This is a genomic window from Streptomyces sp. NPDC111744, assembly GCF_055634995.1.
Genome location: NZ_JBVKCG010000014.1, coordinates 104,970 through 131,537 on the forward strand (window position 1 = coordinate 104,970; position 26,568 = coordinate 131,537).

At 70.3% G+C, this 26,568-nt stretch carries 24 protein-coding genes and 1 pseudogene; 21 read left to right on the forward strand and 4 right to left on the reverse strand.

What is annotated here, in order from left to right:
- Positions 1 to 216: 216 nt before the first annotated feature.
- On the reverse strand, positions 217 to 1,026 hold the full coding sequence (locus ACZ7OO_RS28045; protein ID WP_471508825.1) for an NAD-dependent epimerase/dehydratase family protein: 810 nt from the start codon (positions 1,024 to 1,026) through the stop codon (positions 217 to 219).
- A gap of 267 nt (positions 1,027 to 1,293) precedes the next feature.
- On the opposite strand from ACZ7OO_RS28045, the gene ACZ7OO_RS28050 reads away from it, so the two are divergent.
- Together ACZ7OO_RS28050 and ACZ7OO_RS28055 are read left to right on the forward strand one after the other, a co-directional pair.
- Positions 1,294 to 2,235, forward strand: a complete 942-nt coding sequence (locus tag ACZ7OO_RS28050) for a 5-dehydro-4-deoxyglucarate dehydratase (protein WP_471508827.1) — start codon at positions 1,294 to 1,296, stop codon at positions 2,233 to 2,235.
- Between the two features lie 95 nt (positions 2,236 to 2,330).
- Positions 2,331 to 3,455 (forward strand): hypothetical protein, encoded by a 1,125-nt coding sequence (locus ACZ7OO_RS28055; protein WP_471508828.1) that lies wholly within the window; start codon positions 2,331 to 2,333, stop codon positions 3,453 to 3,455.
- On the opposite strand, the gene ACZ7OO_RS28060 is transcribed toward ACZ7OO_RS28055, so the two are convergent.
- A complete protein-coding gene (locus ACZ7OO_RS28060; RefSeq protein WP_471508830.1) occupies positions 3,398 to 4,624 on the reverse strand; it encodes an MFS transporter in 1,227 nt (408 codons plus the stop codon). The genes ACZ7OO_RS28055 and ACZ7OO_RS28060 overlap by 58 nt on opposite strands.
- Positions 4,625 to 4,813: 189 nt before the next feature.
- Between ACZ7OO_RS28060 and ACZ7OO_RS28065 the strand changes: the two genes are divergently transcribed.
- The 18 genes and pseudogenes from ACZ7OO_RS28065 (at position 4,814) to ACZ7OO_RS28150 (ending at position 23,311) form a co-directional block, all read left to right on the forward strand.
- Positions 4,814 to 5,395: a TIGR03086 family metal-binding protein gene (locus ACZ7OO_RS28065; RefSeq protein ID WP_471508832.1), complete on the forward strand. Its 582-nt coding sequence runs from the start codon at positions 4,814 to 4,816 to the stop codon at positions 5,393 to 5,395.
- Positions 5,396 to 5,533: 138 nt separating this feature from the next.
- A complete protein-coding gene (locus tag ACZ7OO_RS28070; RefSeq protein WP_471508834.1) occupies positions 5,534 to 6,286 on the forward strand; it encodes an MBL fold metallo-hydrolase in 753 nt (250 codons plus the stop codon).
- Between the two features lie 177 nt (positions 6,287 to 6,463).
- The gene (locus tag ACZ7OO_RS28075) at positions 6,464 to 7,120 is read left to right on the forward strand and encodes a GntR family transcriptional regulator (protein ID WP_471508836.1); all 657 of its coding nucleotides are present in this window, start codon (positions 6,464 to 6,466) and stop codon (positions 7,118 to 7,120) included.
- Positions 7,117 to 8,028, forward strand: a complete 912-nt coding sequence (locus tag ACZ7OO_RS28080; protein WP_471508838.1) for a dihydrodipicolinate synthase family protein — start codon at positions 7,117 to 7,119, stop codon at positions 8,026 to 8,028. Before ACZ7OO_RS28075 ends, ACZ7OO_RS28080 begins: the two co-directional genes overlap by 4 nt.
- Positions 8,025 to 9,758, forward strand: coding sequence for an L-arabinonate dehydratase (araD, locus tag ACZ7OO_RS28085; protein ID WP_471508840.1), 1,734 nt, complete (start codon positions 8,025 to 8,027; stop codon positions 9,756 to 9,758). The genes ACZ7OO_RS28080 and araD overlap by 4 nt, the downstream gene beginning before the upstream one ends.
- Before the next feature lie 116 nt (positions 9,759 to 9,874).
- The gene (locus tag ACZ7OO_RS28090; RefSeq protein WP_471508842.1) at positions 9,875 to 10,810 is read left to right on the forward strand and encodes a carbohydrate ABC transporter permease; all 936 of its coding nucleotides are present in this window, start codon (positions 9,875 to 9,877) and stop codon (positions 10,808 to 10,810) included.
- Positions 10,807 to 11,691, forward strand: a complete 885-nt coding sequence (locus ACZ7OO_RS28095; protein WP_471508844.1) for a carbohydrate ABC transporter permease — start codon at positions 10,807 to 10,809, stop codon at positions 11,689 to 11,691. Before ACZ7OO_RS28090 ends, ACZ7OO_RS28095 begins: the two co-directional genes overlap by 4 nt.
- A gap of 79 nt (positions 11,692 to 11,770) precedes the next feature.
- Positions 11,771 to 12,919, forward strand: a complete 1,149-nt coding sequence (locus ACZ7OO_RS28100) for a Gfo/Idh/MocA family protein (protein WP_471508846.1) — start codon at positions 11,771 to 11,773, stop codon at positions 12,917 to 12,919.
- Entirely contained in the window at positions 12,916 to 13,755 is an 840-nt protein-coding gene (locus ACZ7OO_RS28105) for a DUF6807 domain-containing protein (protein WP_471508848.1), read from the forward strand. Before ACZ7OO_RS28100 ends, ACZ7OO_RS28105 begins: the two co-directional genes overlap by 4 nt.
- Positions 13,752 to 14,057 (forward strand): annotated as a pseudogene (locus ACZ7OO_RS28110) (family 43 glycosylhydrolase); the annotation flags it as partial. The gene ACZ7OO_RS28105 and the pseudogene ACZ7OO_RS28110, both read left to right, overlap by 4 nt.
- Before the next feature lie 104 nt (positions 14,058 to 14,161).
- Complete coding sequence (locus ACZ7OO_RS28115; protein ID WP_471508850.1) at positions 14,162 to 15,505, forward strand: ABC transporter substrate-binding protein; 1,344 nt, start codon at positions 14,162 to 14,164, stop codon at positions 15,503 to 15,505.
- 120 nt (positions 15,506 to 15,625) lie between these two features.
- Complete coding sequence (locus ACZ7OO_RS28120; protein ID WP_471508851.1) at positions 15,626 to 16,396, forward strand: rhamnogalacturonan acetylesterase; 771 nt, start codon at positions 15,626 to 15,628, stop codon at positions 16,394 to 16,396.
- Positions 16,397 to 16,413: 17 nt separating this feature from the next.
- Complete coding sequence (locus ACZ7OO_RS28125; RefSeq protein WP_471508853.1) at positions 16,414 to 17,727, forward strand: pectate lyase family protein; 1,314 nt, start codon at positions 16,414 to 16,416, stop codon at positions 17,725 to 17,727.
- 82 nt (positions 17,728 to 17,809) lie between these two features.
- Positions 17,810 to 18,937, forward strand: coding sequence for a pectinesterase family protein (locus ACZ7OO_RS28130; protein WP_471508855.1), 1,128 nt, complete (start codon positions 17,810 to 17,812; stop codon positions 18,935 to 18,937).
- A 4-nt stretch (positions 18,938 to 18,941) separates the two neighbouring features.
- Positions 18,942 to 19,967: a pectinesterase family protein gene (locus ACZ7OO_RS28135; protein WP_471509046.1), complete on the forward strand. Its 1,026-nt coding sequence runs from the start codon at positions 18,942 to 18,944 to the stop codon at positions 19,965 to 19,967.
- 22 nt (positions 19,968 to 19,989) lie between these two features.
- Positions 19,990 to 21,102 (forward strand): right-handed parallel beta-helix repeat-containing protein, encoded by a 1,113-nt coding sequence (locus ACZ7OO_RS28140; RefSeq protein WP_471508857.1) that lies wholly within the window; start codon positions 19,990 to 19,992, stop codon positions 21,100 to 21,102.
- A gap of 118 nt (positions 21,103 to 21,220) precedes the next feature.
- Positions 21,221 to 22,018 (forward strand): HAD family acid phosphatase, encoded by a 798-nt coding sequence (locus tag ACZ7OO_RS28145; protein WP_471508859.1) that lies wholly within the window; start codon positions 21,221 to 21,223, stop codon positions 22,016 to 22,018.
- A 138-nt stretch (positions 22,019 to 22,156) separates the two neighbouring features.
- A complete protein-coding gene (locus tag ACZ7OO_RS28150) occupies positions 22,157 to 23,311 on the forward strand; it encodes a right-handed parallel beta-helix repeat-containing protein (protein WP_471508861.1) in 1,155 nt (384 codons plus the stop codon).
- 85 nt (positions 23,312 to 23,396) lie between these two features.
- Here ACZ7OO_RS28150 and ACZ7OO_RS28155 read toward each other — a convergent pair whose 3' ends face one another.
- Together ACZ7OO_RS28155 and ACZ7OO_RS28160 are read right to left on the reverse strand one after the other, a co-directional pair.
- Entirely contained in the window at positions 23,397 to 24,248 is an 852-nt protein-coding gene (locus ACZ7OO_RS28155) for a hypothetical protein (protein ID WP_471508863.1), read from the reverse strand.
- Positions 24,245 to 24,820: a SigE family RNA polymerase sigma factor gene (locus tag ACZ7OO_RS28160; RefSeq protein WP_471508865.1), complete on the reverse strand. Its 576-nt coding sequence runs from the start codon at positions 24,818 to 24,820 to the stop codon at positions 24,245 to 24,247. Before ACZ7OO_RS28160 ends, ACZ7OO_RS28155 begins: the two co-directional genes overlap by 4 nt.
- Before the next feature lie 280 nt (positions 24,821 to 25,100).
- Here ACZ7OO_RS28160 and ACZ7OO_RS28165 point away from each other — a divergent pair, with 280 nt between their 5' ends.
- The gene (locus tag ACZ7OO_RS28165; protein WP_471508867.1) at positions 25,101 to 26,552 is read left to right on the forward strand and encodes an NCS2 family permease; all 1,452 of its coding nucleotides are present in this window, start codon (positions 25,101 to 25,103) and stop codon (positions 26,550 to 26,552) included.
- Positions 26,553 to 26,568 lie beyond the last annotated feature (16 nt).

Here is a 26,568-nt window from a genome sequence, read left to right on the forward strand (position 1 = left end):
AGCGGGTGTGCGAGGCTGACCAGGTCTGTTGCGGGCCCGATACTGCCCGGGTGTGCCCGTTTGCCACTCGCGGTGCCCGCCTCGGACCAGCGCGGCTGCCGGGCGACGGGTGAGAGCGGGCGTCCCGGATGCCCGAGCGCGACGGCGGGCGGGCCCGTTCGGTGCCCGCCCGCCGCCTTGGGCGATCGCTTTCCGCCGTCTCGCGTCTCGTTCGGCCTAGTACGGCCAGATGGGCGGGTCGTTGACGAAACGGCCGCCCAGGTGGGTGTGGGCCGGGTTCTGCGGGTCCAGCTCGCCGTGCTCGGCGATCAGCTTCTCCGCGTACTGCTCGGAGTCGTCCTGCGGCTCGTAGCCGAGCGCCCGGGCGCCGGTCAGGTCCCACCACAGGCGGGTGTTGGCGGAAGAGCCGTAGACGACGGTGTGGCCGACCTCCTCGGCGGTCAGGGCTGCGTGGAAGAGGCGGGCACCGTCGGCGGGGCTCATCCACACCGAGAGCATGCGCACGTCGGCCGGCTCGGCGAAGCAGGAGCCGATGCGGACGGAGACGGTCTCCAGGCCGTGCCGGTCCCAGTACAGCTGGGCGAGGTCCTCGCCGAAGGACTTGGACAGGCCGTAGAAGGTGTCCGGGCGGCGCGGGGTGTCGACCGGGATGAGCGGGCCGCCTGCGCGGGGCGCCGGGGTGTAGCCGACGGCGTGGTTGGAGGAGGCGAAGACGACACGCGGTACACCGGCCTCGCGGGCGGCCTCGTAGAGGTTGTAGGTGCCCTCGATGTTCGAGCGGAGGATCTTCTCGAAGGGCGCCTCCAGGGAGATCCCGGCGAGGTGCAGGACCGCGTCCACGCCCCGCACCGCTTCCCGCAGCGCGTCCTTGTCGCCGAGGTCGGCGGTGATCGCGTCCGGCTCGCCGTCGACCGGGCGGACGTCGAAGAGGCGCAGCTCGTAGCCGTACTCCGGGAGCAGGGACCGCATCAGGGTGCCGAGCCCGCCTGCGGCGCCGGTGAGCAGTAGCGTGCGGGGAGTGGGCATCCCGGCCTCCTTGGTCGGCCTCCTCCGGGTGGCCCGGAAGATCTCATCCATGTATGGCATTCACATGCGTGGACACGCTAGGGAGATGCGGCGCACCTCGTCAAGTGTGCCGTGGAGTGCGGGAATCCGCTCGTATGTTGGTCGTTTGTCGCCTTGACCGGCCGTGAGGAGGGCTCGTAACGTGGTCACGTTCATGAATATGGACGTCGATCAGAGACATGCATCGGTACGACGATCTGCGTCGCACCGCATCGACAGGGAGCGCCCGTGACGCCAGCCCCTCTCGCCGCCCGGCTTCGTGACCCGCGCGGGCCGCTCTTCTTCCCCGTCACGGCCTTCGGCCCCGACGGCTCTCCCGACCTGGACGCCTACCGCGAGCATGTGCGCCGGGGCGTCGAGGCCGGCGCCGCGGCCGTGTTCGCCTGCTGCGGCACCGGGGAGTTCCACGCGCTGCTGCCGGAGGAGTTCGAGGCCTGCGTGGGCGCGGCCGTGGCGGCGGCCGAGGGCCGGGTACCGGTGATCGCCGGCGTCGGCTACGGCACCGCGCTCGCCGTGCGCTACGCGCGTCTCGCCGCGGACGCGGGTGCCGACGGCCTGCTCGCCATGCCGCCCTACCTGGTGGTCGCCGGCCAGGAGGGTCTGCTGCGGCACTACCGGGAAGTGGCCGCGGCGACCGACCTTCCGGTGATCGTCTACCAGCGGGACAACGCGGTGTTCACCCCGCCCACGGTCGTCGAACTCGCCCGCACAGAGGGCATCATCGGCTTCAAGGACGGCCTCGGCGACCTGGACCTGATGCAGCGCATCGTCAGCGCCGTCCGCACCGAGGTCCCGGGCGACTTCCTCTACTTCAACGGCCTGCCCACCGCCGAACAGACCCAGCTCGCCTACCAGGCCATCGGTATCACCCTCTACTCCTCGGCCGTCTTCTGCTTCGTCCCCGAGATCGCCCTCGCCTTCCACGCCGCCCTGCGCGAGGGGGACGGGCCGACGGTGGAGCGCCTGCTGGACGGCTTCTACCGCCCGTTCGTCGAACTCCGCGCCCAGGGCCGGGGCTACGCCGTCTCGCTGGTCAAGGCGGGCGTACGGCTGCGTGGTCTGGACGTCGGCGAGGTCCGGCCCCCGCTGCACGAGCCGGGCGAGGACCATGTGAAGCAGCTCGCCCAGCTGATCGAGCGTGGGTACGCACTGCTGGAGGAGGGCGCGTGACGGCGGCCGCGGGATCCGGAGGAGGACGGTTGAAGGCGTCGGCGGGATCCGGAGGGGGACGGTCGAAGGCGTCGGCGTTCGTCTACCCCTGGGACGTGAACGGGGATCCCGGGGCCCCGGAGCGGATCGCCGCGCTCGGCGTGGACCAGGTGACCCTCGCCGCCGCCTACCACTCCACCCGCGCGCTGACCCCTCGGCACCCACGTCACCGCGTCGTCACCGCCGAGTACGCGGCCGTCTACTACCCGGCGAGCGACCACTGGGCGGACCGCCGGCTCCGCCCCCACCCGGCGGGCGACTGGGCCCCCGGCGACGCCTACGGGGAGGCCGCCGAAGCCCTGACCGGCGCCGGCCTCGAAGTCCACACCTGGGTGATCCTCGCCCACAGCTCCCGCCTGGGCGCCGAGCACCCGGACACCTCGGTCGTCAACGCCTACGGTGACCGCTACCCCTGGGCCCCCTGCATCGCCCAGTCCGCCACGCGCGCGTACCTGACCGACCTCGCCGCCGAGGCCGCCGTACGCCCGGGCGCGGCCGGCACCGAACTGGAGTCCCTCGGCTGGTACGGCCTCCAGCATCTGCACGCCCACGACAAGACCGCGGGCGTCGCCCTCGGCGACGCAGGCCAGTACCTGATGGCGCTCTGCTTCTGCCCGACGTGCCGGGCGGGCTACGGCGAACAGGGCCTGGACGCGGACGAGTTGGCGACAGCCGTACGCGAGGCGCTGGAGCCGCTGTGGCGGGGCACGGCGGACGACGGCGGGTGGCCGACGGTCGAGAAGCTGCTCGGCGAACCGGTGGCGGCCGCCACGCGCGCGTGGCGCGACGGGCAGGCCCGCACACTCCAGGAGACGGCAGTGGCCGCGGTGCGCGCGGCGGCCCCCCAGGGCTTCCAAGTGCTGCTGCACGCCGACCCGGTGGCCTACCACTGCGGAGCCAACGCGGGCGTGGACCCCGCGCATGTGCTGTCGGTCGCGGACGGTGTCGTGGTGCCCTGCGCGGGCGGTACGGCCCTGCTGACGCCCTTCGCGGAGCACGCGCGCGAGGACACGGTCCTGGCGGCCAACTTCACGGTGGTCTCCGGGATGGGCGGCAGCCCCGGCACCCTGGCGGCCGACGCGGCCCGGGCACGTGACCTGGGCGCGACCGAACTGCGGCTGTATCACGCCGGGTTGGCGTCCGACGGCGACCTGGCGTCGGTGCGGGAGGCGCTGCGCTGAGCCAGTGAGCCGGCGGTGGCCAGCAGCGCACCGCCCAGGACCACCAACAGCAGCCCGTGGTCGACGAGTTCGACGAGAGCGGCACCAACCGCCAGTCCGACCACGTTCGGTGTGAACATCAGCGTGTCGGCGGTCGCGGTCGCCCGCCCCAGTGCGGCGGCCGGGATCTCACGCTGTACGGCGGTGTAGGCGGCGATCAGCACACAGGGCAGCCCCAGCCCGCCCGCCGCACTGCACGCCAGCACCACCGCGTCGTACGGCACCGCCCGTGCGGCCACCGCGACCCCCGTCAGGGCGATGCCGTACGCCGCGAACCGGCGCTCACCGAGCCGCCGCAGGGCGGCCCCGGAGACCAGCCCGACCGCGACCGAGCCGACGCCCTGGACGGCGTACATCACACCCGTGTAGGCGGGGGAGCGGCCGAGGGCGTCCACCACCGCGTAGTTCAGGCTGCTGCCGAGCGAGGCGAGACACATCGTGACGCCACCGGCCCGGACCAGCGGACGCAGGGCCGGGTGCCCCCAGAGCAGCCGGACCCCCTCGACGGTCTGCCGCCGCCACTTGCCGCCCGTCGGGTCGGGAGGTTCCTCGCGCACCCGGAGCAGCGCGCACACCCCCGCCGCCAGCACGAAGGTGCCGGCGTCCAGCAGCGCCACGCTCGGCCCGCCGTAGGCCGTGTACAGCGCGGCGCCGGTCAGCGGGGCGACCAGCTTCATGCCTTCGCGCGCGGTCATCCGCAGCCCGTTGAAGTCACCGAGGAGGGTCGGGTCGACGGCGGCGGCGACGAGGGCCGAGTTGGCGGCGTCCTCGACGACGCCTGCCGCGCCGTAGAGGACCAGGACGGTGAAGAGGAGCCAGACGGAGGCGGACGAGTCGACCATCCGGAGAGGGAGAAGGAGGGCGGCGAGGGCGAGGTTCATTCGGATGAGCAGGGGCTTGCGGCGGACGCGGTCGGCGAGGGTGCCGAGGGCGGGACCGAGGAGGGTGGGGGTCCACAGCGCGGCGGTGCACAGGGCGGCGAGGCCGTCGGAGCCGGTGAGGTCCTTGACCCAGACACCCGACACCAGCCAGAGCGCGGAGCTGCCGAAGCCGGACACCACGACACCGGTGAGGTAGAGGGCCGCGTTGCGGTCGCGGAGCAGGCGGGTCACGGTCCAGGAGGTGGTCATGCCTGGTCATCGTGGGCCTAAGGCGGGGGTGCCGGGATCGGGAAGGTGCCTTAGAAGGGCCGGGTGTGTCGCCTGCCGGGGTCCGGACTCCCGGACCGTGGCGGATCGATGAGTTTCGGCGGCCGGCGCGGTCCACCTCCCGAAGGAGACGACTCGGACGACCGGGTCGGTGAACCGGGAGGCGACGCAATGACGGGCACGACCATGATCGACCTGGGTCCGCAGGCGAGGATCGTGGCGGGACTCGCGGAACGGGTGACGGACGAGCAGCTCATGGCGTCCACCCCGTGTCCGGACTACGCGGTCCGGCACCTGCTGGGCCATGTGGCGGGGCTGTCCGTGGCCTTCCGGGACGCGGCCCACAAGAACCTGGGCGCCACGACCGACCACCGTCCCGATGCCACCCTGCCGGAACTCGGCCCGGGGTGGCGGCAGGAACTGCCCAAGGCGCTCGACGCACTGGCACAGGCCTGGCTGGACCCCTCCGCGTGGAGCGGGATGACCCGCGCGGGCGGGGTCGACCTGCCGGGTGATGTGGCGGCGGCGGTGGCAGCCGACGAACTGGTCATCCACGGCTGGGACCTGGCCCGGGCCACCGGCCAGGAGTACACCCCGGACCCGGTGGCGCTGGAGGCGGCGTACGGCTTCCTGCGGGCGGCGGCACAGGCCGACCGGGGCCCGTTCGGCCCGCTCGTGCCGGTGCCGGAGAGCGCGCCGTTGCTGGAGCGGGCGGTGGGGCTCAGCGGCCGGGACCCGGAATGGAAGCCGTAAGGGCCGGGGTGGAGGCCGTAAGGGGACCGGTCCGGAACCCGTAAGGGGACGGCTGGAACCCGTAAGGGGACGCGCTGGAACCCGTGAAGGGGCTCGAACGGTGAGCGGGCGGGGGCCCGGATCCGTACTCTCCTCGCCATGGCACTGAGCCTCACCGTCCTCGGTACCGCCTCTCCGCACCCCCGGCCCGGCCGCCCGTGCTCGGGCTATCTGCTGCGGGGCGGGGGTGCCGAGGTGTGGGTGGACGCGGGGACCGGTACCTTCGCGGAATTGCAGCGGCACACGGATCCGGCGCGGCTCACGGCGATCTGGATCTCGCACCTGCACGCGGACCACAGCGCGGATCTGCTGGCCGCGGCCTACGCGTACGCCTTCGGCGGGATGGCGCCGGCCGCGCCGATACCGGTGTACGCCCCGCAGGGGTGCGCGCAACGGCTGGCGGGCTTCTTCGGCCGACCGGATGTGGGTTTTCTCGGCGGGGTTTTCGACTTCCGGCCGCTGTACGACGGGCACATGGTCCAGCACTGGAACCTGCGGCTCGCCGCGCGAGCGGTGGTCCACGACACCGAGGCCTACGGGCTGCGCGCCGAATGCCAGGGGAGCGTACTGGCGTACTCCGGAGACAGCGGACCCTGCGACGCGCTGACCGAACTGGCCACGCGCGCGGATGTCTTCCTGTGCGAGGCCGACCTCGACGAGCATCGCGATGGCGAACGTGTACATCTGACCCCGGAGGACGCGGGACGGATCGCCCGTGACGCGGGAGTGCGGGAGCTGCTGGTGACGCATGTCGGGCCGATGCTCACTAGGGAGATGGCGGCGGCCCGGGCCGGGGCGGTGTCGGGCCGGCCCACCAGCGTGGCGCGGGAGGGCGAGGCCAGGGGCCTCTGAGCCCGGGGCAGGCCACGGCGCCCGGCACAGCACCTTTGTCAGAAGCATTGACGAAACACAGCCGTGCTCCTACCTTCATCCGCGTCGTACTTCGTACGTCATATATGAGACGCGATACGCGAGATCAGATACGTCAGATCAGCTCCCGCAGCTGATACGTGACCCCGAGAGGCGCGCATGACCTCTGTGCCCATGCCGATCCCGTCCCGGACGCAGTATGTGCTGGACGCGATCAAGCACCGCATCCTCACCGGGCAGCTGACGCCCGGTCAGGCCCTGGTGGAGACCGAGCTGGCCGCGCAGTTCGGGGTGTCCAAGACCCCCGTACGGGAGGCGCTCAAGACCCTCGCGGGGACCGGGCTGGTCGTGATGAGCCAGTACAAGGGCGTCACGGTGCGCATGGTGGACGCGGACATGGCCCGCGAGGTCTACGACGTGCGGCTTCTTCTCGAACCCGAGGCTCTCAGGCGGGCCGTGAAACGCGGCGCCTCCCTCGACGCCGCCCGCGACGCGCTCACCCGCGCCGACGACGCGACCGACACCGCCGAACGCTCCCTCGCCAACCGGGACTTCCACCGCGCCCTCTATCTCCCGTGCGGCAACCCACTGCTCGGCCGGATGCTCGACGAGGTCCGGGACCAGGCGGCCCTCGTCTCCGCCGTCGCCTGGGCCGCCTCCCCCTCCTGGGAACAGGAGGCCGGCGAGCACCGCGAGATCCTGCGGCTGGCGCTGGCAGGCGATGCCGACGGCGCCGCACGCGCCCTGCACGCCCACATCGCGTCCTTCGTCGAGCGCGCCTACCCCGAAGCCCAGGCAGAGGAAGGACACGAATGAGCAGCGTGGCGTTCGAGACCCGACGGGCGGCCCTGGCCGACGTCGTGGCCATCCCGGTGACCCCCTTCGCCGCGGACGGCAGCGTCGACCGGACCGCTCACCGGGCCCTGCTGCGCCGCCTCCTCGACGGCGGGATCCGCACCCTCACCCCCAACGGCAACACCGGCGAGTTCTACGCCCTCACTCCCCAAGAACGGCGCCTCGTCACCGAGTTGACCCTCGACGAAGCCGGGGAGCGGGCCGCGATCCTCGTCGGCGTCGGACATGACGTGCCGACCGCCGTCGCCTCCGCCAGGCACGCCCGGGAATGCGGCGCCGGGATGGTGATGGTCCATCAGCCCGTCCACCCTTACGTCTCGCAGGCCGGCTGGGTCGACTACCACCGCGCCATCGCCGAGGCCGTGCCCGAGCTGGGCGTCGTCCCGTACGTCCGCAACGCCCAGCTCCCCGGGGCCCGCCTCGCCGAACTCGCCGACGCCTGCCCCAACGTGATCGGCGTCAAGTACGCGGTCCCCGACGCAGCCAAGTTCGCCGCGTTCGCCCGCGACGCCGGTCTCGACCGCTTCGTCTGGGTCGCCGGGCTCGCCGAGCCCTACGCGCCGTCCTACTTCTCGGCCGGCGCCACCGGCTTCACCTCCGGTCTGGTGAACGTCGCCCCGGCCGTCTCACGGAATATGATCGAAGCGCTTCGATCCGGCGACTACCGGGCCGCCATGAAGGTCTGGGAACAGATCCGCCGCTTCGAGGAACTCCGCGCGGCCAACGGCTCCGCGAACAACGTCACCGTCGTCAAGGAGGCCCTCGCCTCCCTCGGCCTCTGCCGCCGCGACGTCCGCCCGCCCAGCAGGCAGCTGCCCGAGGAAGAGCGCGCCGAGGTTGCCGCCATCGCCTCCGGATGGTCCATATGAACGCGCCTCGCAGGCAGCCCGAGGAACTCCGCAGTCACCAGTGGTACGGCACCGAAGGCCTCCGCTCCTTCAGCCATCGCGCGCGCACCCGCCAGCTCGGCTATCTCCCCGAGGAGCACCTCGGCAAGCCGGTCATCGCGATCCTGAACACCTGGTCGGACATCAACCCCTGTCATGTACACCTCCGTGACCGGGCGCAGGCCGTCAAGCGGGGCGTCTGGCAGGCCGGCGGCTTCCCACTGGAGTTCCCGGTCTCCACGCTCTCCGAGACCTTCCAGAAGCCGACCCCCATGTTCTACCGCAACCTCCTCGCCATGGAGACCGAGGAGCTGCTGCGGTCGTACCCGGTCGACGGCGCCGTCCTGATGGGCGGCTGCGACAAGTCCACCCCCGCCCTGCTCATGGGTGCCGCCTCCGTCGACCTGCCGGCCGTCTTCGTCCCCGCAGGACCGATGCTCCCCGGCCACTGGCGCGACGAGGTCCTCGGCTCCGGCACCGACATGTGGAAGTACTGGGACGACAAGCGTGCCGGTCTGATCGGCGACTGCGAGATGGCGGAGCTGGAGAGCGGTCTGGCCCGTTCCCCCGGGCACTGCATGACCATGGGCACGGCCTCCACGCTCACCGCCGCCGCCGAGGCGCTCGGGGTCACGGTCCCGGGCGCGTCCAGCATCCCGGCCGTCGACTCGGGGCACGACCGGATGGCCGCCAGGGCGGGGATGCGGATCGTCGAACTCGTCCACCGGGACCGACGGCTCTCCAGCCTCCTCACCGCCGACGCCTTCGAGGACGCGGTGACGACCGTCCTCGGCCTCGGCGGCTCCACCAACGCCGTCATCCACCTCATCGCCATGGCCGGACGTGCGGGGGTGCGGCTCACCCTGGACGACTTCGACCGCATCGCCCGGACCGTGCCCGTCCTCGCCGACGTCCGGCCCGGCGGTCATAAGTACCTCATGGAGGATTTCCACTTCGCGGGCGGCCTCCCGGGCTTCCTCTCCCGCATCCCCGACCTGCTCCACCTCGACCGGCCGACGGTGTCGTACGACACCTACCGCGAACAGCTCGCCGGCGCCCAGGTGCACAACGACGACGTCATCCGGCCCCGCGGCAACCCCGTGGCCGCCGAGGGCGGAGTCGCCGTACTGCGCGGCAACCTCTGCCCGGACGGCGCCGTCATCAAGCACATCGCCGCCGAACCGCAGCTCCTCAGGCACACCGGGCCCGCCGTCGTCTTCGACGACTACAGGACCATGCAGCGCACCATCAACGACCCCGCCCTCGGCATCACCGCCGACAGCGTGCTCGTGCTGCGCAACGCCGGGCCCAAGGGCGGTCCCGGCATGCCCGAGTACGGCATGCTGCCCATCCCTGACCACCTGCTGAAGCAGGGCGTGCGGGACATGGTGCGGATCTCCGACGCCCGGATGAGCGGCACGAGTTACGGCGCCTGCGTCCTGCACATCGCGCCCGAGTCGTACATCGGTGGGCCGCTCGCCCTCGTCCGCACCGGGGACCCCATCACCCTGGACGTGGCGGCCCGCAGCCTCCGGCTCGACGTGGACGACGAGGAACTGGCGCGGCGCCGGGCCCAGTGGACGCCCCCGCCAGTGCGCCACGGGCGCGGCTACGGCGCGCTCTACGACCAGCAGATCACCCAGGCCGACACCGGCTGCGACTTCGAGTTCCTCGCCCGGCCGGGAGAGGTCCCGGACCCGTACGCGGGCTGACCGCACCACCCGTAACTGCCTACAACTGCCCCGTAAGTTCGTCGAAGCGCTTCAACTGCGTGCATCTAGCAAGCGCTTCCTGCACCCGCTGTAACCAAAGCGAACGGAGAACAGTCATGGCCCAAGCCGCAGCCGTGGCGAAACCGCCCGCGCCACCCCGGCGGCGCCGTGCCTCCGCGACGCCGCGCAGGCTGCCGTATCTGCTGATCGCCCCGGCGGCCCTGCTGATGCTGGGCTTCATCGCCTACCCGGTGCTCAGCGTCTTCTACTACAGCCTGCAGAACTACAACCCGACCAAGCCCTGGCGGAACGGCTTCGCGGGCCTCGGCAACTTCACCCAGGCCTTCGCGCACGACCCGCAGTTCTGGGACACGCTGACCTTCAGCGCCAAGTGGGTCGTGGTGGAAGTCGGGTTGCAGCTGCTGTTCGGCCTGGCGCTGGCGCTGATCGTCAACCAGACGTTCGCCGGGCGGGCATTGGGCCGGGCGCTCGTCTTCTCGCCCTGGGCCGTCTCCGGTGTGCTGACCTCGGCGATCTGGGTGCTGCTCTACAACTCCCAGACAGGCATCACGCGTTATCTCGCCGACGCGGGGATCGGGTCGTACGGCACCAGCTGGCTCTCCGACACCTCGACGGTGTTCCCGGCGGCCGTGGTCGCCGACCTGTGGCGAGGCGTCCCCTTCTTCGCGATCCTCATCCTCGCCGACCTCCAGTCCGTCTCCAAGGACCTGTACGAGGCCGCCGAGGTCGACGGGGCCGGCAGGATCAAGCAGTTCTGGCACATCACGCTGCCGCACCTGAAAGACGCCATCGTCCTTTCCACGCTGCTGCGCGCGGTGTGGGAGTTCAACAACGTCGACCTGCTCTACACCCTCACCGGCGGCGGCCCGGCCGGCGAGACCACCACCCTCCCGCTCTACATCGCCAACACCAGTGTCGACGCCCACAACTTCGGCTACGCCTCAGCGCTGACCACGGTGGCGTTCGTGATCCTGCTCTTCTGCTCGGTGGTCTATCTGCGGCTGAGCAAGTTCGGAGGCGAGGCCAAGTGATCACCGAGATCGCCCCCGAGACCGAACCCGTCGTGTCCGCGCCCGTCCGGCCGGTGAAGAAGCGCCGCGCCTGGGACGAGGCACCCCGCTGGCAGATCTACCTCCCCCTCGGGATCTACCTCCTCTTCACCCTCGTCCCCTTCTACTGGATCCTGCTCTTCGCCGTCCGCCCGGCCGGCTCCACCTCACTGGTCCCCTGGCCGGTCACCTTCGAGCACTTCCAGAAGGTGTGGACCGAGCGCGGTTTCGGCACCTACTTCCTCAACAGCGTCTACGTCGGCGTCGCCACCCTGCTGCTGACCACGGTCGTCGCGCTGGCCGGCGGCTACGCCCTCGCCCGCTTCGACTTCCGGCTCAAGCGCGGCTTCATGCTGGGCCTGCTCTGCTCCCAGTTCGTGCCGGGCGCGCTGCTCCTGGTCCCGCTCTTCCAGATCTTCGCCAAGCTCCAGATGATCAACTCGCTCGGCAGTGTCATCATCGCCGAGACCGTCTTCCAGCTGCCCCTGTCGATGATCCTGATCAGTGGCTTCATCAGGAACGTGCCGTACTCCCTGGAGGAGGCCGCCTGGGTCGACGGCTGCAACCGGCTCACCGCCTTCCGGATCGTCGTCCTCCCGCTGCTGCGGCCCGGGCTGATCGCGGTCGGCTCCTTCGCCTTCGTGCACGCCTGGAACCACTTCCTGTTCGCCCTGATGTTCCTGTCCGACCAGAGCAAGCAGACCATCCCGGTCGGCCTCAACACCCTGATGAGCGCGGACAGCGTCGACCTGGGCGCGCTGGCCGCGGGCGGGATCATCGCCGCCGTACCGGTGGTGATCGTCTTCGCCTTCATCCAGAAGTGGCTGATCACCGGCTTCGGCGCGGGGGCGGTGAAGGGATGAGACACCTCCCGGGCCGACCGGGCCACCCAGGCCGGACGCCTACCCTGCACGCAAAGATCGACAGCGCAGGGAGCATGCCGTGACCTCTTCGACCATCGACATCGTGCTCGCGGGGGCACGCGGCCACGGCCGCTGGCACCTGGAGAACATCCGCCGCCTCCAGGAGAAGGGCGTCGTACGGCTCACCGGCATCTGCGAGCTGACCCCGCTGAGCGCGGACGAGCTGCCCGAGGGCCTCGGCACGCCGGCCCAGTCCACCGACTTCGGCGCCCTGCTCGATGAGACCGGCGCCCGGATCGCCGTGATCTGCACCCCGATCCCCACCCACACCGACCTCGCCCTGGCGGCGGCCGAGCGGGGCGTGCACCTGCTCCTCGAGAAGCCGCCCGCGCCGTCCTACGCCGAGTTCCGGCGGATGGCCGACGGGGTCGCCAAGGCGGACGTGGCCTGCCAGATCGGCTTCCAGTCGCTGGGCTCGCACGCCGTGCCCGCGATCCGCAAGCTGATCGCGGAGGGCGCGATCGGTGAGGTGGTGGGCGTGGGCGGGGCCGGCGCCTGGGCCCGCGCCGAGTCCTACTTCCGGCGGGCGCCCTGGGCCGGCAGGCGGCGGCTGGGCGGCGTGGACGTCGTCGACGGCGTGCTCACCAACCCCCTCGCGCACTCCGTCGCCACCGGCCTCGCCCTGCTCGGCACCCCCCGCGCCGAGGACGTCACCCGCATCGAGACCGAACTGCTGCGCGCCAACGACATCGAGTCCGACGACACCTCCTGCGTCCGCGTCACCACTGCGCGCGGCCCGCTCACCGTCGCTGCCACACTCTGCGCCGAGGAGCCGGGGGACCCGTACGTCCTGGTGCACGGCACCAGCGGCCGGATCACCTTCTGGTACAAGCAGGACCGGGTACTGGTGCAGCGGGGGGGCCACGGCCCGGAGGAGACCGAGTACGACCGTACGGACCTGCTGGAGAACCTCGCCGACCATCTCGCCACCGGCGCCGAGCTGCTGGTCGAGCCGGACTCGACGGGCGCCTTCATGAAGGTCGTTGAAGCGATTCGACTGGCCGACGACCCGGCCGCCCTGCCCGCCGACGCCTGGCGCTTCCTGCCCGAGGAGGACCGCCGGGTCGTCACCGGTATCGACGGACTGGTCGCGGCCTGTGCCGACACCCTCGCCCTCTACTCCGAGCTGTCCGCCCCCTGGGCCCCACCGAAAGAGGTGAGCACATGACGGACACCGTGGTGTTGCAGGTCGCGGGCCGCCCGGTCGCCCGCTACGTCCCCCGGCCCGAACTGCCGGCCCGCCTCTCCCCGCGCCCCTACCTGCACCCCGTCACCACCCTGGCCGGCACCGTGGTCACCGAGCTGACCCCGGCCGACCACATCCACCACCTCGGCGTCGGTGTCGCCGTTCCCGACGTCGAGGGGTGCAACTTCTGGGGTGGGCGGACCTTCGTCCGGGACCAGGGGCCGACCGAGCTGGACAACCACGGCACCCAGCGCCATACGGCCTTCCAGCTGTGCGACCCCGACGGGTTCGTGGAGGAGCTGCGCTGGGTCGCCGCCGGCAGCGAGCTGCTGCGCGAGCGGCGCACGGTCGCCGCCACCGAACTCACCGACACCGCCTGGGCGCTGGACTTCACCTTCTCCCTCACCAACGTCACCGACAGTCCGCTCTCGATCGGCAGCCCCGCCACCAACGGACGCCCCGGCGCGGCCTACGGCGGTTACTTCTGGCGGGCCCGCAAGGAGGCCGCCGCCCCGGACGCCTTCACGGCGGAGGGGGAGGGCGAGCCGGCGGTGCACGGCCGAAGCGCCGACTGGCTGGCGCTGGCCGGCACCAGCTGGACCCTCGTCTTCGCCGGAGCCACCGAGGACACCCGGCGCGACCCCTGGTTCGTGCGCACCGCCGAGTACCCGGGCGTCGGCTCCTCACTGGCCCCCACCGAACGGCTGCCGATCCTGCTCGGCGAGACCGTCGTACGGCGCGTCGTCACCGTCGTCGCCGACGGGCAGCTCGCCCGGGACGAGGCCGCCACCCTGGCCCGCAAGGCGGTGTCCCAATGACCACGTACACCAACCCCGTCCTGGACGCCGACTGGTCCGACCCGGACGTCGTCCGCGTCGGCGACGACTTCTATCTCACCGCCTCCAGCTTCGGCCGCGTTCCCGGACTGCCCCTGCTGCACTCCCGCAACCTGGTCGACCGGACCCTGGTCGGCCACGTCCTCGAACGCCTCGAACCCGAGGAGCGGTTCACCCCCCCACGCCACGACTGCGGGGTCCGGGCACCCTCGTTCACCGCCACGCCCTGGCGCTGGGGCGGCGCCCTGCTCGGCCTCTTCGGTGTGGCACCCGAGGGGCCGGGCCACGCCGGGGCGGCCACCTTCACCCGGTTCCAAATCAGCGCCCGGTAGCCGTACTTCCGCACCACCTCACATCTCCATTGGATCCAGAAGAAGAGAGCCGACCAATGAAGAGAAGCATCCGTGTGCACAGAAGCAGGCGTGCGGCCGTCGCCGTCGCCCTGGGCTCCGTGCTCGCCCTGACCGCCACCGCCTGCGGCGACGACGGCAGCGGCAGTGCGGGGGACAAGGGCAACGAGGGCTCCGGCAAGGGCACGATCACCTTCTGGGACAACAACGGCGGTGTCCGCACCGACATCTGGAAGCAGATCATCGCCGACTTCGAGAAGCAGAACCCCGACATCAAGGTCAAGTACGTCGGGATCCCGGCGGCGAGCGCCCAGTCCAAGTACGACACCGCCATCCAGGGCGGTGGCCTGCCCGACGTGGGCGGTGTCGGCACCGCGATGCTCGCCGAGGTCGCGGTCCAGGGCGCGCTCGAGCCGTTGGACAGCCGGCTCGCCGAGAGCTCGCTGAGCGGCAGGCTCAACCAGAACCTGGTGGACAGCAGCCGGTCGGCGGGCGGCGGCGACAAGCTGTACCAGATCCCGACCTCATCGAACAACGGCACGCTCTGGTACCGGACGGACCTGTTCAAGAAATTGGGTCTGGACGCGCCGACCACCTGGGCGAAGTTCTACGAGGCCGCCGACAAACTCACCGACCGGGCGAAGAACGAGTTCGGGTTCACCATTCGCGGCGGCGAGGGATCCATCGCGCCGGCCCTGGACGCGGCGTACAGCCAGAGCGGGATCACCTCGTTCTGGAACGGCGACAAGACCACCGTCAACGACCCCGGGAACGTGGCCGCGCTGGAGAAGTACGTCGCGCTGTACAAGAAGGACACCCCGTCCGCCGACGTCAACAACGACTTCACCAAGATGGTCGCGCAGTGGGACAGCGGCACGATCGGAATGCTGAGCCACAACCTGGGGTCGTACCAGGATCACCTGAAGGCGTTGGGTGCGGACAAGTTCCGGGGGCTGCCCAATCCCACGCAGGCCGACGGCACCCGGGTGCAGATCTCCAATCCGGTGGACGGGCTGAGTCTGTTCAAACCCAGCAAGAACAAGGCCGCCGCCTGGAAGTTCATCGAATTCGCCCTCTCGCACGAGGAGAACTCCAAGTTCAACGAGTCCGCGGGGCAGATTCCCGCCAACACGGAGGCCGCGCAGGACGCGTGGATCCAGCAGGCCGAGCCGACGAGGCTGGCGGCTCGGGCTCTGAACGGCGAGGACACCAAGATCGTGCAGCTTCCCTACTATCTGCCGGACTGGAACACCATCTCCAAGTCCGACAACGAGCCGAATTTCCAGAAGGTGCTGCTCGGGAAGCTGACGGCGAAGGAGTTCCTGGACACGCTGGCCGATCAGCTCAACAAGGCGCAGGCGGACTGGAAGGCTCATCACTAGGAGCTCGGGTGGTTTCGGCTGTGGGGGGCTGCGGGCCCGTTGTGGCTGGTCGCGCCCCCGCGGCGGTAGCCGCGGATTCAGCACTGCCCCGCGCCCCCAGAAGCAGGAAGGTGAACCGTCTTGTCACTTAGCCGTAGACAGATCACCGCGGCCGGCCTCGCCGCCGTTCCTCTCGTCGGGAGTTCCTCGCAGAGGCGTAGGACTCTCTACATCGCCGGTGATTCCACCGCCGCCCAGAAACACGCCGACGCGGCACCGGAGACCGGGTGGGGGATGGCCTTGCCCTTCTTCCTCCGGAAGGAAATCACCGTCTCCAACCAAGCCGTCAACGGCCGCAGTTCCAAGAGCTTCGTCGACGAAGGGCGGCTCGACGCCATCCTCGACGCCATCCGCCCGCGTGATCTCCTCCTCGTCCAGTTCGCGCACAACGACGAGAAGAGCGACGACCCCACCCGGTACACCGAGCCCTGGACCACCTTCCAGGACTATCTGCGGAGTTACATCGACGGGGCCCGTGCCAAGGGGGCCCGGCCCGTGCTCGCCACGCCCGTGGAGCGGCGGAGGTTCGACGCCGACGGCAACGCCGTGCCGACCCACGGCGACTACCCGGCGGCGATGCGTGCGCTCGCCGCACAGGAGCGTGTCGCGCTGCTCGACATCGAGGCGCTGTCGCTCGCGCTGTGGCAGTCGCTCGGGGTGGAGGCGACCAAGACGTACTTCAACTGGACGGACACCGAGCAGGACAACACGCACTTCAATCCGCCGGGGGCCATCGCCGTGGCCCGGCTCGTGGCGCGGGAGTCGCTGCGCACCCGGGTGCTGGCCCGGCACGACGTCATCCGGCTGCACGAGTCCGTTCCCACCTCCTGGATCACCTGGCCACCCGCATAGCTGAGGAGACCCGCACAGTGCGTACACAGAAATGTCATGGACGTGTCATGGCGGCGGTCGTGGGCTGCACGGCCCTCGTGCTGGCCGTGACCGGGACCGCCCAGGCCGCCCCGCACCGGGCCACGCTCGACCGCCAGGTGCTGGACGCGGACGACGGCTGGGCCGCCGCCACCACCGGGACCACCGGCGGGGCTGCCGCCGACCCCGCGCACGTCTACACCGTCACCACCTGGGACGAGTTCAAGGCCACCCTCGCCGCAGGCGGCAGCGCACCGAAGATCATCAGAGTCAGGGGAACGATCGACGCGGACGGGCCGAGCTGTGACTCGTTCGCCGTGCCCGGCTACGACTTCGACGCGTACCTCGCCAAGTACTCACCCGAGGCCTGGGGGCACGCCACCAGCCTGGACGGCGAACCCGACGACAGCCCGGAGGGGCTGCGCCGCGCCTCCGCCGCCAACCAGGACGCCTACGTCAAGGCGAACATCCCGGCCAACACCACCATCGTCGGCATCGGCAAGGACGCCGGCTTCAAGGGCGCCAGCCTTCAGATCAAGGCTGTCGACAACGTCATCATCCGCAACCTGGGCTTCGAGAGCCCCCTCGACTGCTTCCCGCAGTGGGACCCGACCGACACCGCCGACGGCAACTGGAACTCCGAGTACGACAGCGCGGTGGTCTACGGGTCGACCCATGTGTGGATGGACCACAACACGTTCACCGACGGTGATCACCCGGACAGCACCCTGCCCCACTACTTCGGGCGGATCTACGAGCAGCACGACGGCGAGCTGGACATCGTCAAGGGCGCCGACTACGTCACCGCCTCCTGGAACGTCTTCGAGGACCACGACAAGACGATCCTCATCGGCAACAGCGACAGCGCCTCGACCGCGGCCGTCGACCGGGGGCACCTCAAGGTCACCTTCCACCACAACCTGTTCTCCAACCTGGTGGAGCGCGCGCCGCGGGTCCGGTTCGGTCAGGTCGACTCCTACAACAACCACTTCGTCGCCGAGGACGGCTACGGCTACAGCTACGGCATCGGTCGGGAGTCCCAACTCGTCGCCGAGCACAACGCGTTCACCCTGCCCGACACCGTCAAGGCCGGCTCGGTCCTGAAGAAGTGGAACGAGTCGACGCTCACCGCCGACGACAACTACGTCAACGGTGAGCTGACCGATCTGATCGCCGTCCACAACGCGCAGATCCCGGCCGAGACCCTTCAGGCGGGTTCGACCTGGACCCCGACCCTGCGCACGAGGGTCGACGCGGCGCAGGCCGTGCCACGCATCGTCGACTGCGGGGCCGGGGCCGGCCGACTGCGCTGACCCCGCCGCCTCTTCGGGCCCGGGGCGCCCCACCGCCCCGGTCCTCTCCGTCACCTGAGCCGCACCGCGAAGGAGCATCCGCATGCCCTCGCACCATCCTCGACCTGCCCTGACCAGACGGGGTTTCCTGAGCGCGAGCGCCGGGGCGGGCGCCGCGCTCGGCCTCGCCGCCGTCCCCGCGCGGGCCGCCGCCGGCCGCCGTCCGTTCGGGCGGTACGGGTCGCCCGAGCGCCGCCGCACCCCGCAGACCCTGTACGTCGACCCGTACGGCCGCGGCGACTTCACCACCGTGCAGGCCGCCGTCACCGCGGCCACCGGCAGCGGCTGGACCCTGGTCCTCGCACCGGGCGTCTACCGCGAGACGGTCGCCGTCGACACCACCCGCACGGAGGCCACCTGGATCGGCGCCTCCGAGAACCCGCGTGACGTCGTGATCGTCCACGACAACGCGGCCGGCACCGCCAGGCCCGGCGGCGGCACCTACGGCACCACCGGCTCCGCCACCACCACCGTGCAGGCCGACGGCTTCACCGCCCGTTGGATCACCTTCGCCAACGACTGGCTGCGCGCCGACCACCCGGAGATCTCCGCCACCCAGGCCGTCGCCCTCAAGGTGCAGGGCGATCGCAGCGCCTTCCATCACTGCCGGTTCCTCGGGCACCAGGACACCCTGTACGCCGACACTCAGGCCCTCGGTGTCTTCGCCCGCCAGTACTTCGCCCACTGCTATGCCGAGGGCGATGTCGACTTCGTCTTCGGGCGGGCGACCGCGGTGTACGAGAACTGCCACTTCCGCACCCTGAACCGGACCGACCTGGCGGCCGCCCCGTACGGGTTCGTCTTCGCGCCCTCGACGGCGGCCCTCAACCCGCGCGGCTATCTGGTGACCAGGAGCCGTGTCACCAGCGAAGCCCCGCGTGCCTGCTACAAGCTGGGCCGCCCCTGGGTGCCGAGCTCCGACACCACCGCCCGGCCCTCGCTCGTCGTCCGGGACAGCCGGCTCGGCCCCGGCATCGACGCGGTCGCGCCCTACGCCAACATGTCGGACACCTTCCCCTGGCAGGACCAGCGCTTCGCCGAGTACCGAAACCTCGGTCCCGGCGCCGAGATCACGGTCGCCGCCAACCGGCCCCAACTCACCGAAGAGGAGGCCGAGGCCGCGACCCCGGAGGCCTATCTCGGTGACTGGACCCCGGGGAAGGGGTGCTGACGTGCTGTCCAGGCGTACCCTCCTCGCCGCTGCCGCCACCGTCGGAGCGACCTCGGCTTTCGCCCCGGACCACGACCGGCGTGTCCTGCACGTCCGTCCCGGTGACTCCGTCCAGGCGGCCGTGGACGCGGTGTCCGGGCCGGGCTGGACGATCGTCGTACACCCGGGGACGTACCGCGAGGTCGTCAACGTGCCTGCGGACAAGGTGCGGTTGACCCTGCGGGGCGCGAGTCGTGATCCCCGGGCCGCCGTCATCGTCTTCGACAACGCCAACGGGACACAGAAGCCGGACGGTTCGGGGACCTACGGCACGGCGGGCTCCGCGACCTTCACCTCCGCGGCGGCCGGGCTCGTCGTCCGGGATCTCACCCTCGCCAACGACTGGCTGCGCGCCGACCACCCGGAGATCACCGGGACCCAGGCCGTCGCCGCGTATCTCACCGGGGACCGCACCCACTTCGAGAACGTGCGACTGCTCGCCCACCAGGACACCCTGTTCGCCGACACGGCCGAACTCGGCTCCTTCGACCGGCAGTTCTTCCACCGTTGCCACATCGAGGGTGACGTGGACTTCGTCTTCGGGCGGGCGACCGCGGTGTACGAGAACTGCCACCTCCGCACCCTGCGACGGGATGTGGACTTCACACCCAAGGGCATGGTGTTCGCCCCCTCGACCGCCCGTGCCAACCCGCACGGGTTCCTCGCCGTCCGCTGCCGGTTCTCCTCCGGCGCGGAGGACGGGGCGTACAGGCTGGCGCGGCCCTGGGTGCCGACGTACGAGACCACCGCCTGGCCCTCGCTGGTCGTGCGGGACAGTCTCATCGGCCCCGGGATCGACCCCGTCGCGCCCTACACGAACATGCGGGACGCCTATCCCTGGCAGTCCATGCGGTTCCACGAGTACCGGAACCACGGGCCGGGCGCGGTGATCACCGTCCCCGGGAACCGGCCCCAGCTCAGCGCCGCCGAGGCCGCCTCGCACACCCCCGCGACCTACCTCGGCGACTGGAAACCCGTCCGTCAGCCCTGATCGACGAAAGGACCCGCACGTCATGCGTCGTATCAGCTCCTTCACCGCGCTCGCCGTGACCACGGCATCGCTCGGACTCGCCGTGCTCGCCACCCCGGCACACGCGGCCACCGTCGTGGTCAGCAACTCCACCGACCTGACCAACGCCATCAAGAACGCCACCGCCGGCACGGTCATCCAGGTCCGCGGCGGCACCTACTACCCGACCGCCACCCTCCAGTCCACCGCCAACGGCACCTCGTCGTCGCCGGTCACGCTCACCGCGTACGGCTCGGAGACCGTGAAGATCGACGGGTCCTCGCTGCCCTCCGGCTCCTGGATCTTCAAGCTGACCGCGGACTACTGGAACGTCTCCGGCATCACCTTCCAGAACTCCCCGGACAGCGCGGTCGTCTGCCAGTCCTGCACCGGCACCAACTGGAACAACATCAAGACCATCGACGGTGGCGACTCCGGCTTCACGCTCACCGGCGACGGGACGGTGAACAACACCGTCAAGAACATCGACTCCTACGGCAACTACGACGCCGCCACCCACGGGGAGAACGCCGACGGGATCGCCGTCAAGTTCGGTTCGGGGACCGGGAACCTGATCACGGGGGCGCGGACGTACAACAACTCGGACGACGGGATCGACTTCTGGTCCTTCTCCTCGCCGGTCACCGTCGAGCACACCTGGTCCTTCGGCAACGGATACAACCGCTGGTCCGACTCGGCCTTCGCGGGCGACGGCAACGGCTACAAGCTGGGCGGCGACGGCGAGGTGGTCGCACACGTCGTCAACAACTCGGCCGCCTGGGGCAACGCGGGCAACGGGTTCACCGAGAACTCCAACACCGGCGCGATCGTCATCAACCGCACCACCGCCTACGCCAACGGCAACTGGGGCTACTACTTCGCCACCAGCGCAGCGAGGCTCGGCAAGAACCTCGCGGTCGGCAACGGAAGCGGGCTGGTCAGCAAGGGCTCCGCCGTCGTCTCGGCCGGCAACAACTGGGACAGCGGGATCAGCACCCCCGCCTTCAGGTCGACGGACGCGAGCAGTACGTACAACGCCCGCAGTTCCAGCGGCACGCTGCCCGCGACGACCTTCCTGACGACGGGCAGCACCACCATCGGTGCCACCATGGACTGACCCGGACATCCGGAACCATTCCCTCCAAGGCGCTTGACCCGGTTTTTGCCTGTGGATGAGATATCGATCAGGCAACAGGGCTCGCGCCCACCTGGGTGACGCGCGTAGAACTCCTGTCATGCATAAGTCACTTCGCATCGCGGCGATCACCGCCGCCTGCGCGGTCGCCGCCGGCGCCCTCTACGGCGCCGGCGCCGCCACCGCCGGCCAGTCGACCGCGAACTCCACCCACGAGCCCTACAACATCGGGCTCCTGGTGAAGGACCTCGACACCTACTACGGCACCGCCGCCGACGCGGACGGCGTCTACCAGGCCTCGCCGACCAGCCCGTACGCCAAGGACCTGGCGCGTCTCGACAAGGACGCCGAGCGGTACATCGACCGGGCCGCGCGCAAGGCCCTCCGCAAGGGCGAGAAGCCCGCCGTGGTCTTCGACATCGACGACACGCTGCTGCTCAGCCTCGACTACGAGAAGCGCTACAACTACACGTACAACTCCGCCACCTGGGCGGCCTACGTCAACAAGGCCGACCGCCCGGGCGTCTTCGGCAGCGCCGAGCTGGTCCAGTACGCGGCGCAGAAGGGGGTCGAGGTCTTCTACAACTCCGGTCTCAGCGAGGCGCAGCGCTCCGCCGCTGTCGAGAACCTGAAGAAGATCGGTGCCGACGTCAACCTCGACGCCGGGCACATGTTTCTGAAGGACAAGGCCAACCCGCCGTCGTACCTGAGCGGTTGCGCCACCGCGGGCAGCTGGACCTGCACGACCGTGCAGTACAAGGGCGGCACCCGCAAGCACATCGAGAAGGACCTCGGGTACGACATCATCGCCAACTTCGGCGACCAGTACTCGGACCTGGACGGCGGCCACGCGGACCGCACGTACAAGCTGCCGAACCCGACGTACTTCGTGTCGTAGGCCGTAGTCGGCAGACGCGGCAACCCTTTCCGGCCGCGGTGGCGACTGGGAGACGGAAACGGGCCGGGGCGGCCCCTCCGGCCCGTTTCACTCCCCTCGTCAGCACGTCGTCAGCGACGTCAAGGAAAGGAACGGCCAGTGCGCTTCAGCACCGGACGCCACCGCAGGACGCGTACCCTCTCGATCGCCGTGGCGGTGGCCGTCGCCGCGGGGGCGACAGGCGTCTACCTCGGCCTGTCGAACGGCGGTGCCCAGGCCGCCACCAGCACGGTCACCGTCTCCACCACCGCACAGCTGGAGTCCGCCGTCGCGAACGCCACCGCCGGCACCGTCACCCAGGTCCGCGCGGGCACGTACTACCCGACCGCCACCCTCAAGTCGACGGTCAGCGGCACCAGTTCGAACCGCATCACGCTCAAGGCCCACAGCGGTGAGAAGGTGAAGATCGACGGCTCCAAGCTGCCCGCGGGCTCCTGGCTCACCGGGATCTACGGCAGCTACTGGACCGTCCAGGACCTCACCTTCCAGAACTCCCCGGCCCAGGGCTTCGTCGTCACCTCGTCCACGGGCGGCATCTTCAAGAACCTGGTCACCGCCGACAACGGCGACTCCGGCTTCACCCTGCGCGGCGACGGCACCGTCAACAACCTCGTGCGGAACCTGGACAGCTACGGCAAGTACGACGCGTCCGGGCACGGCCAGAACGCCGACGGGATCGCCATCAAGTTCGGCTCGGGCACGGGCAACAGGGTGACCGGCGCCCGCCTCTACAACAACTCGGACGACGGGCTGGACCTCTGGCAGTTCTCCTCCCCGGTCACCATCGAGCACAGCTGGGCCTTCGGAAACGGCAAGAACCGCTGGAACGACTCCGCCTTCGAGGGCAACGGCAACGGGTTCAAGCTGGGCGGCGGGGGCGTCGCCGTCGCGCACGCCGTCAACGACGACGCGGCATGGGACAACACGCTGAACGGGTTCACCGAGAACTCCAACACCGGGGCGATCGTGCTGAACCGCAACACGGCCTACGCCAACGCCCAGGCCGGGTTCTTCTTCGAGACCGGCAAGGCCCGGCTGGCGCGGAACCTGGCCCTGGGCAACGGGGGCGGGGCGGACAAGCTGGGGTCCCGGGCGGTGTCGGCGGCGAACAGCTGGGACGGCGGGGTGAGTGTGCCGGCATTCAAGTCGACGGATGTGAGTACCGCGTACGGGGCGCGGCCGGCGAGTGGGGCGTTGCCGGCGACGGTGTTTCTGACCACCGGGTCGGCGACGATCGGATCCACCATGGACTGACGGGTGCGTCGCGGGCTGTGCGGCCCGTTGTGGCTGGTCGCGCAGTTCTGCGCGCCCCTTTCGGGGCGCGAAAGTCCCGTCGCCCTCAGGAGTCGCCCTCACCGTTTGCGTGCGTCGCGAAATTCCCCGTCACCGCGTACTGCTTGCCGTCCGCGCCGCCCGTGATCGTGTAGCTGTCGGCCTTGGCGTCGCGGCCGCCGCGTTCGTGGTTGTACTGGCCCGCGAACACCCACTCGCCGACCGCGACCTCGCGGTCCGCCTTGAGCGTCCAGGTGTAGACCAAAAAGCCGTCCTGCTCGGTCACCGTCTGCGTGAAGTCGGTCTCCGGCAGCGACCGCCACGCTCCGGCGGAGGACACCCCGCCGGTCTGGGCCACCTTCAACCGCACGGTGAGCGAGGTCAGTTGCCCGGAGGTCTTCAGGGTGACGTTGGACTGCGCCCAGAAGTCGTTGCTGTGCGGGTCCACCGAGCCGTCCGACCACAGCGGCCCGTCCTGCTCGCCCCCGGCGACCGGAGCGGTCGGGGTGGTGGAGGCCTTCGCGGTCGCGGAGGGCGTCGAACTCGCCTCGGGGGAGGAGGACTTCGGGGGCGCGCTGGGGGAGGGCGGGACCGCCGGGCGGGACGGTGGCCGGGAGGTCGCGTCCGGGGACGCGGAGGGCGTCGGCGACACCGCTACCGTCTTCTCGGTGGGCGGCTCCTTCACGGCCGAGGCGACCGCGTAGCCGCCGATGCCGAGGAGCGCGGCGACCGCCGCCGTGGCGCTGACCACCCGGACCCAGCCGAACACGGGCGGAAGGGTGGCGCGATGGCCGGGACGGCCCTGTGCGGCCATACCCCGCTCGACCCGGGCCAGGATGCGGGCACGGTCGGGTTCGTGCTCCTCGGCCGCCTCGTGCAGCCGGGCGCGCAGCTCGTCGTGCACGTCCTGCTGCCTCATCGGTTCCTTCCTCCGCTCTCACCGGCGCGTGGCGCCATCGCCGCGTGCACCCGCTGCGGAACAGCACCCTGGGAGTCGCCGAGCAGCCTCTGCAGCTCGGCCATGCCCTTCGACGTCTGGCTCTTAACCGTACCCACCGAGATCCCCAGGGCGAGCGCGGTGTCCTTCTCCGACAGGTCGAACGCATGCCGAAGTACCACACATGCCCGTTTGCGGAACGGCAGGCGGCGCAACGCCCCCTGGACGTCGACCACTCCGGCGATGTCCGGGTTCTCGGTCTTCTCCTCGCGGTGCGACCAGAACAGGGCGATACGGCGCCGCTCGCGCACGGCGCTGCGGATGCGGGTACGGGCCAGATTGGCGACGACGCCCCGGGCGTAGGCCACCGGGTGGTCGGCCGCGCGCACCCGGTCCCAGCGGTGCCACAGCGCCAGCAGGGCGTCGGCGGCCAGGTCGTCGGCGGCGTCGGCCTCGCCGGTCAACATATGGGCGAGGCGGGAGAGTTCGGCGTAGTGGCGTTCGAAGAAGGCATGGAACTCCACGGAGGCGGCGTCGTCGACGACTGTGCCCACGGGTGACCTCTTCTGTCAGGGTGTCTGCGTCACGCGCGCGTGTGTGTCATGCGAATGACAGGTGGATCGACATGCGAACGTCCGGAGGAACGTTCCGGCGAGATCCGGAGCGTAGCAGTGATCTTTTTGTGTGCGTCGTACGGGGGTTCGGTGGCGGTCCGGTCGATCGGAGTCCACCAGGACTGAGTCCGTAACACGGAGAAAACCTGAAACCGGTTCAACGCGGGAACAATCCAGCCAGCATCCGCACACGATCGCTCAGGCAACGAGGAGTACGACCATGTCCGAGTCGCAGAAGGTGGACGAGCGGCAGGGCGCCGCGCCACCTGCCCAGAACGCAGTCGACCGGTTCTTCAAGATCTCCGAACGAGGGTCCAGCTTCGGCCGCGAGATACGCGGCGGCTTCGCCACGTTCTTCACCATGGCCTACATCCTTGTCCTGAATCCCATCATCCTCGGCAGCGCAAAGGACAAGTTCGGCCACACCCTCGACACCGGCCAACTGGTCACCGCCACCGCGCTGGTGGCCTGTGTGATGACGGTCATCATGGGCGTCGGCGGCAATCTGCCGCTGGCGATCGCGGCCGGACTCGGCCTCAACGCCGTCGTGGCCTTCCAGTTGGCACCGCTGATGAGCTGGTCCGACGCGATGGGCCTGGTCGTCCTCGAAGGTCTGCTGATCTGTGTGCTGGTGGTGACCGGCCTGCGGGAGGCGATCATGAACGCGATCCCGCAGCCGATGAAACAGGCGATCGGGGTCGGCATCGGTCTGTTCATCGCCTTCATCGGCTTCGTCGACGCCGGGTTCGTCAGCCGGATCCCGGACGCCGCGGACACGACCGTGCCGGTGCAGCTGGGTGCCGTCGGCCGGCTCACCGGCTGGCCCGTACTCGTCTTCTGTCTTGGCGTGCTCCTGACTATCGCGTTGGTCGCGCGCAAGGTGAAGGGCGCGATCCTGATCAGCATCGTCACCATGACCGTCGTGGCGATCGTCATCGACTCGGTCGCCGACATCAAGAGCTGGGGCCTGACCACGCCGAAGGTCCCCGACAAGATCGCCGCCGCCCCCGACTTCGGACTCATCGGTCACTTCAGCCTGTTCGGCGGCTTCGCCAAGGCCGGTGTCCTCACCGCCGTGCTGCTGGTCTTCACGCTGATCCTGTCCGACTTCTTCGACGCCATGGGCACGATCGTGGGCATCAGCGCGGAGGCCGGGCTGCTGGACGAGAAGGGGCAGGTGCCCGGTATCGGGCGGGTGCTGTTCATCGACGGCGCGGCGGCGGTGGCCGGCGGTATGGGTTCGGCCTCCTCCAACACGGCGTACATCGAGTCGGCGGCGGGGGTGGGGGAGGGGGCGCGCACCGGGTTCGCCAACCTGATCACCGGCGGGCTGTTCGGGCTCGCCCTGTTCCTGACGCCACTGCTGACGATCGTGCCGCTGCAGGCGGCGGCGCCCGCGCTGATCGCCGTGGGCTTCCTGATGATGACCCACGTCAAGCACATCGACTGGGACAAGTACGAGATCGCCATCCCGGCGTTCCTGACGATCGCCGCGATGCCGTTCACCTACTCGATCACCGACGGTATCGGGGCGGGGTTCCTGGCGTATGTGGTGATCAAGGCGGTACTGGGGAAGGCGAAGGAGGTCAACTGGCTGCTGTGGGTCGTGTCGGCCTTGTTCCTGGTGTACTTCGCCATCGATCCGGTGGAGCAGGTGCTGGGTGTGAGGTAGGGGGTGGGCGCGGGAG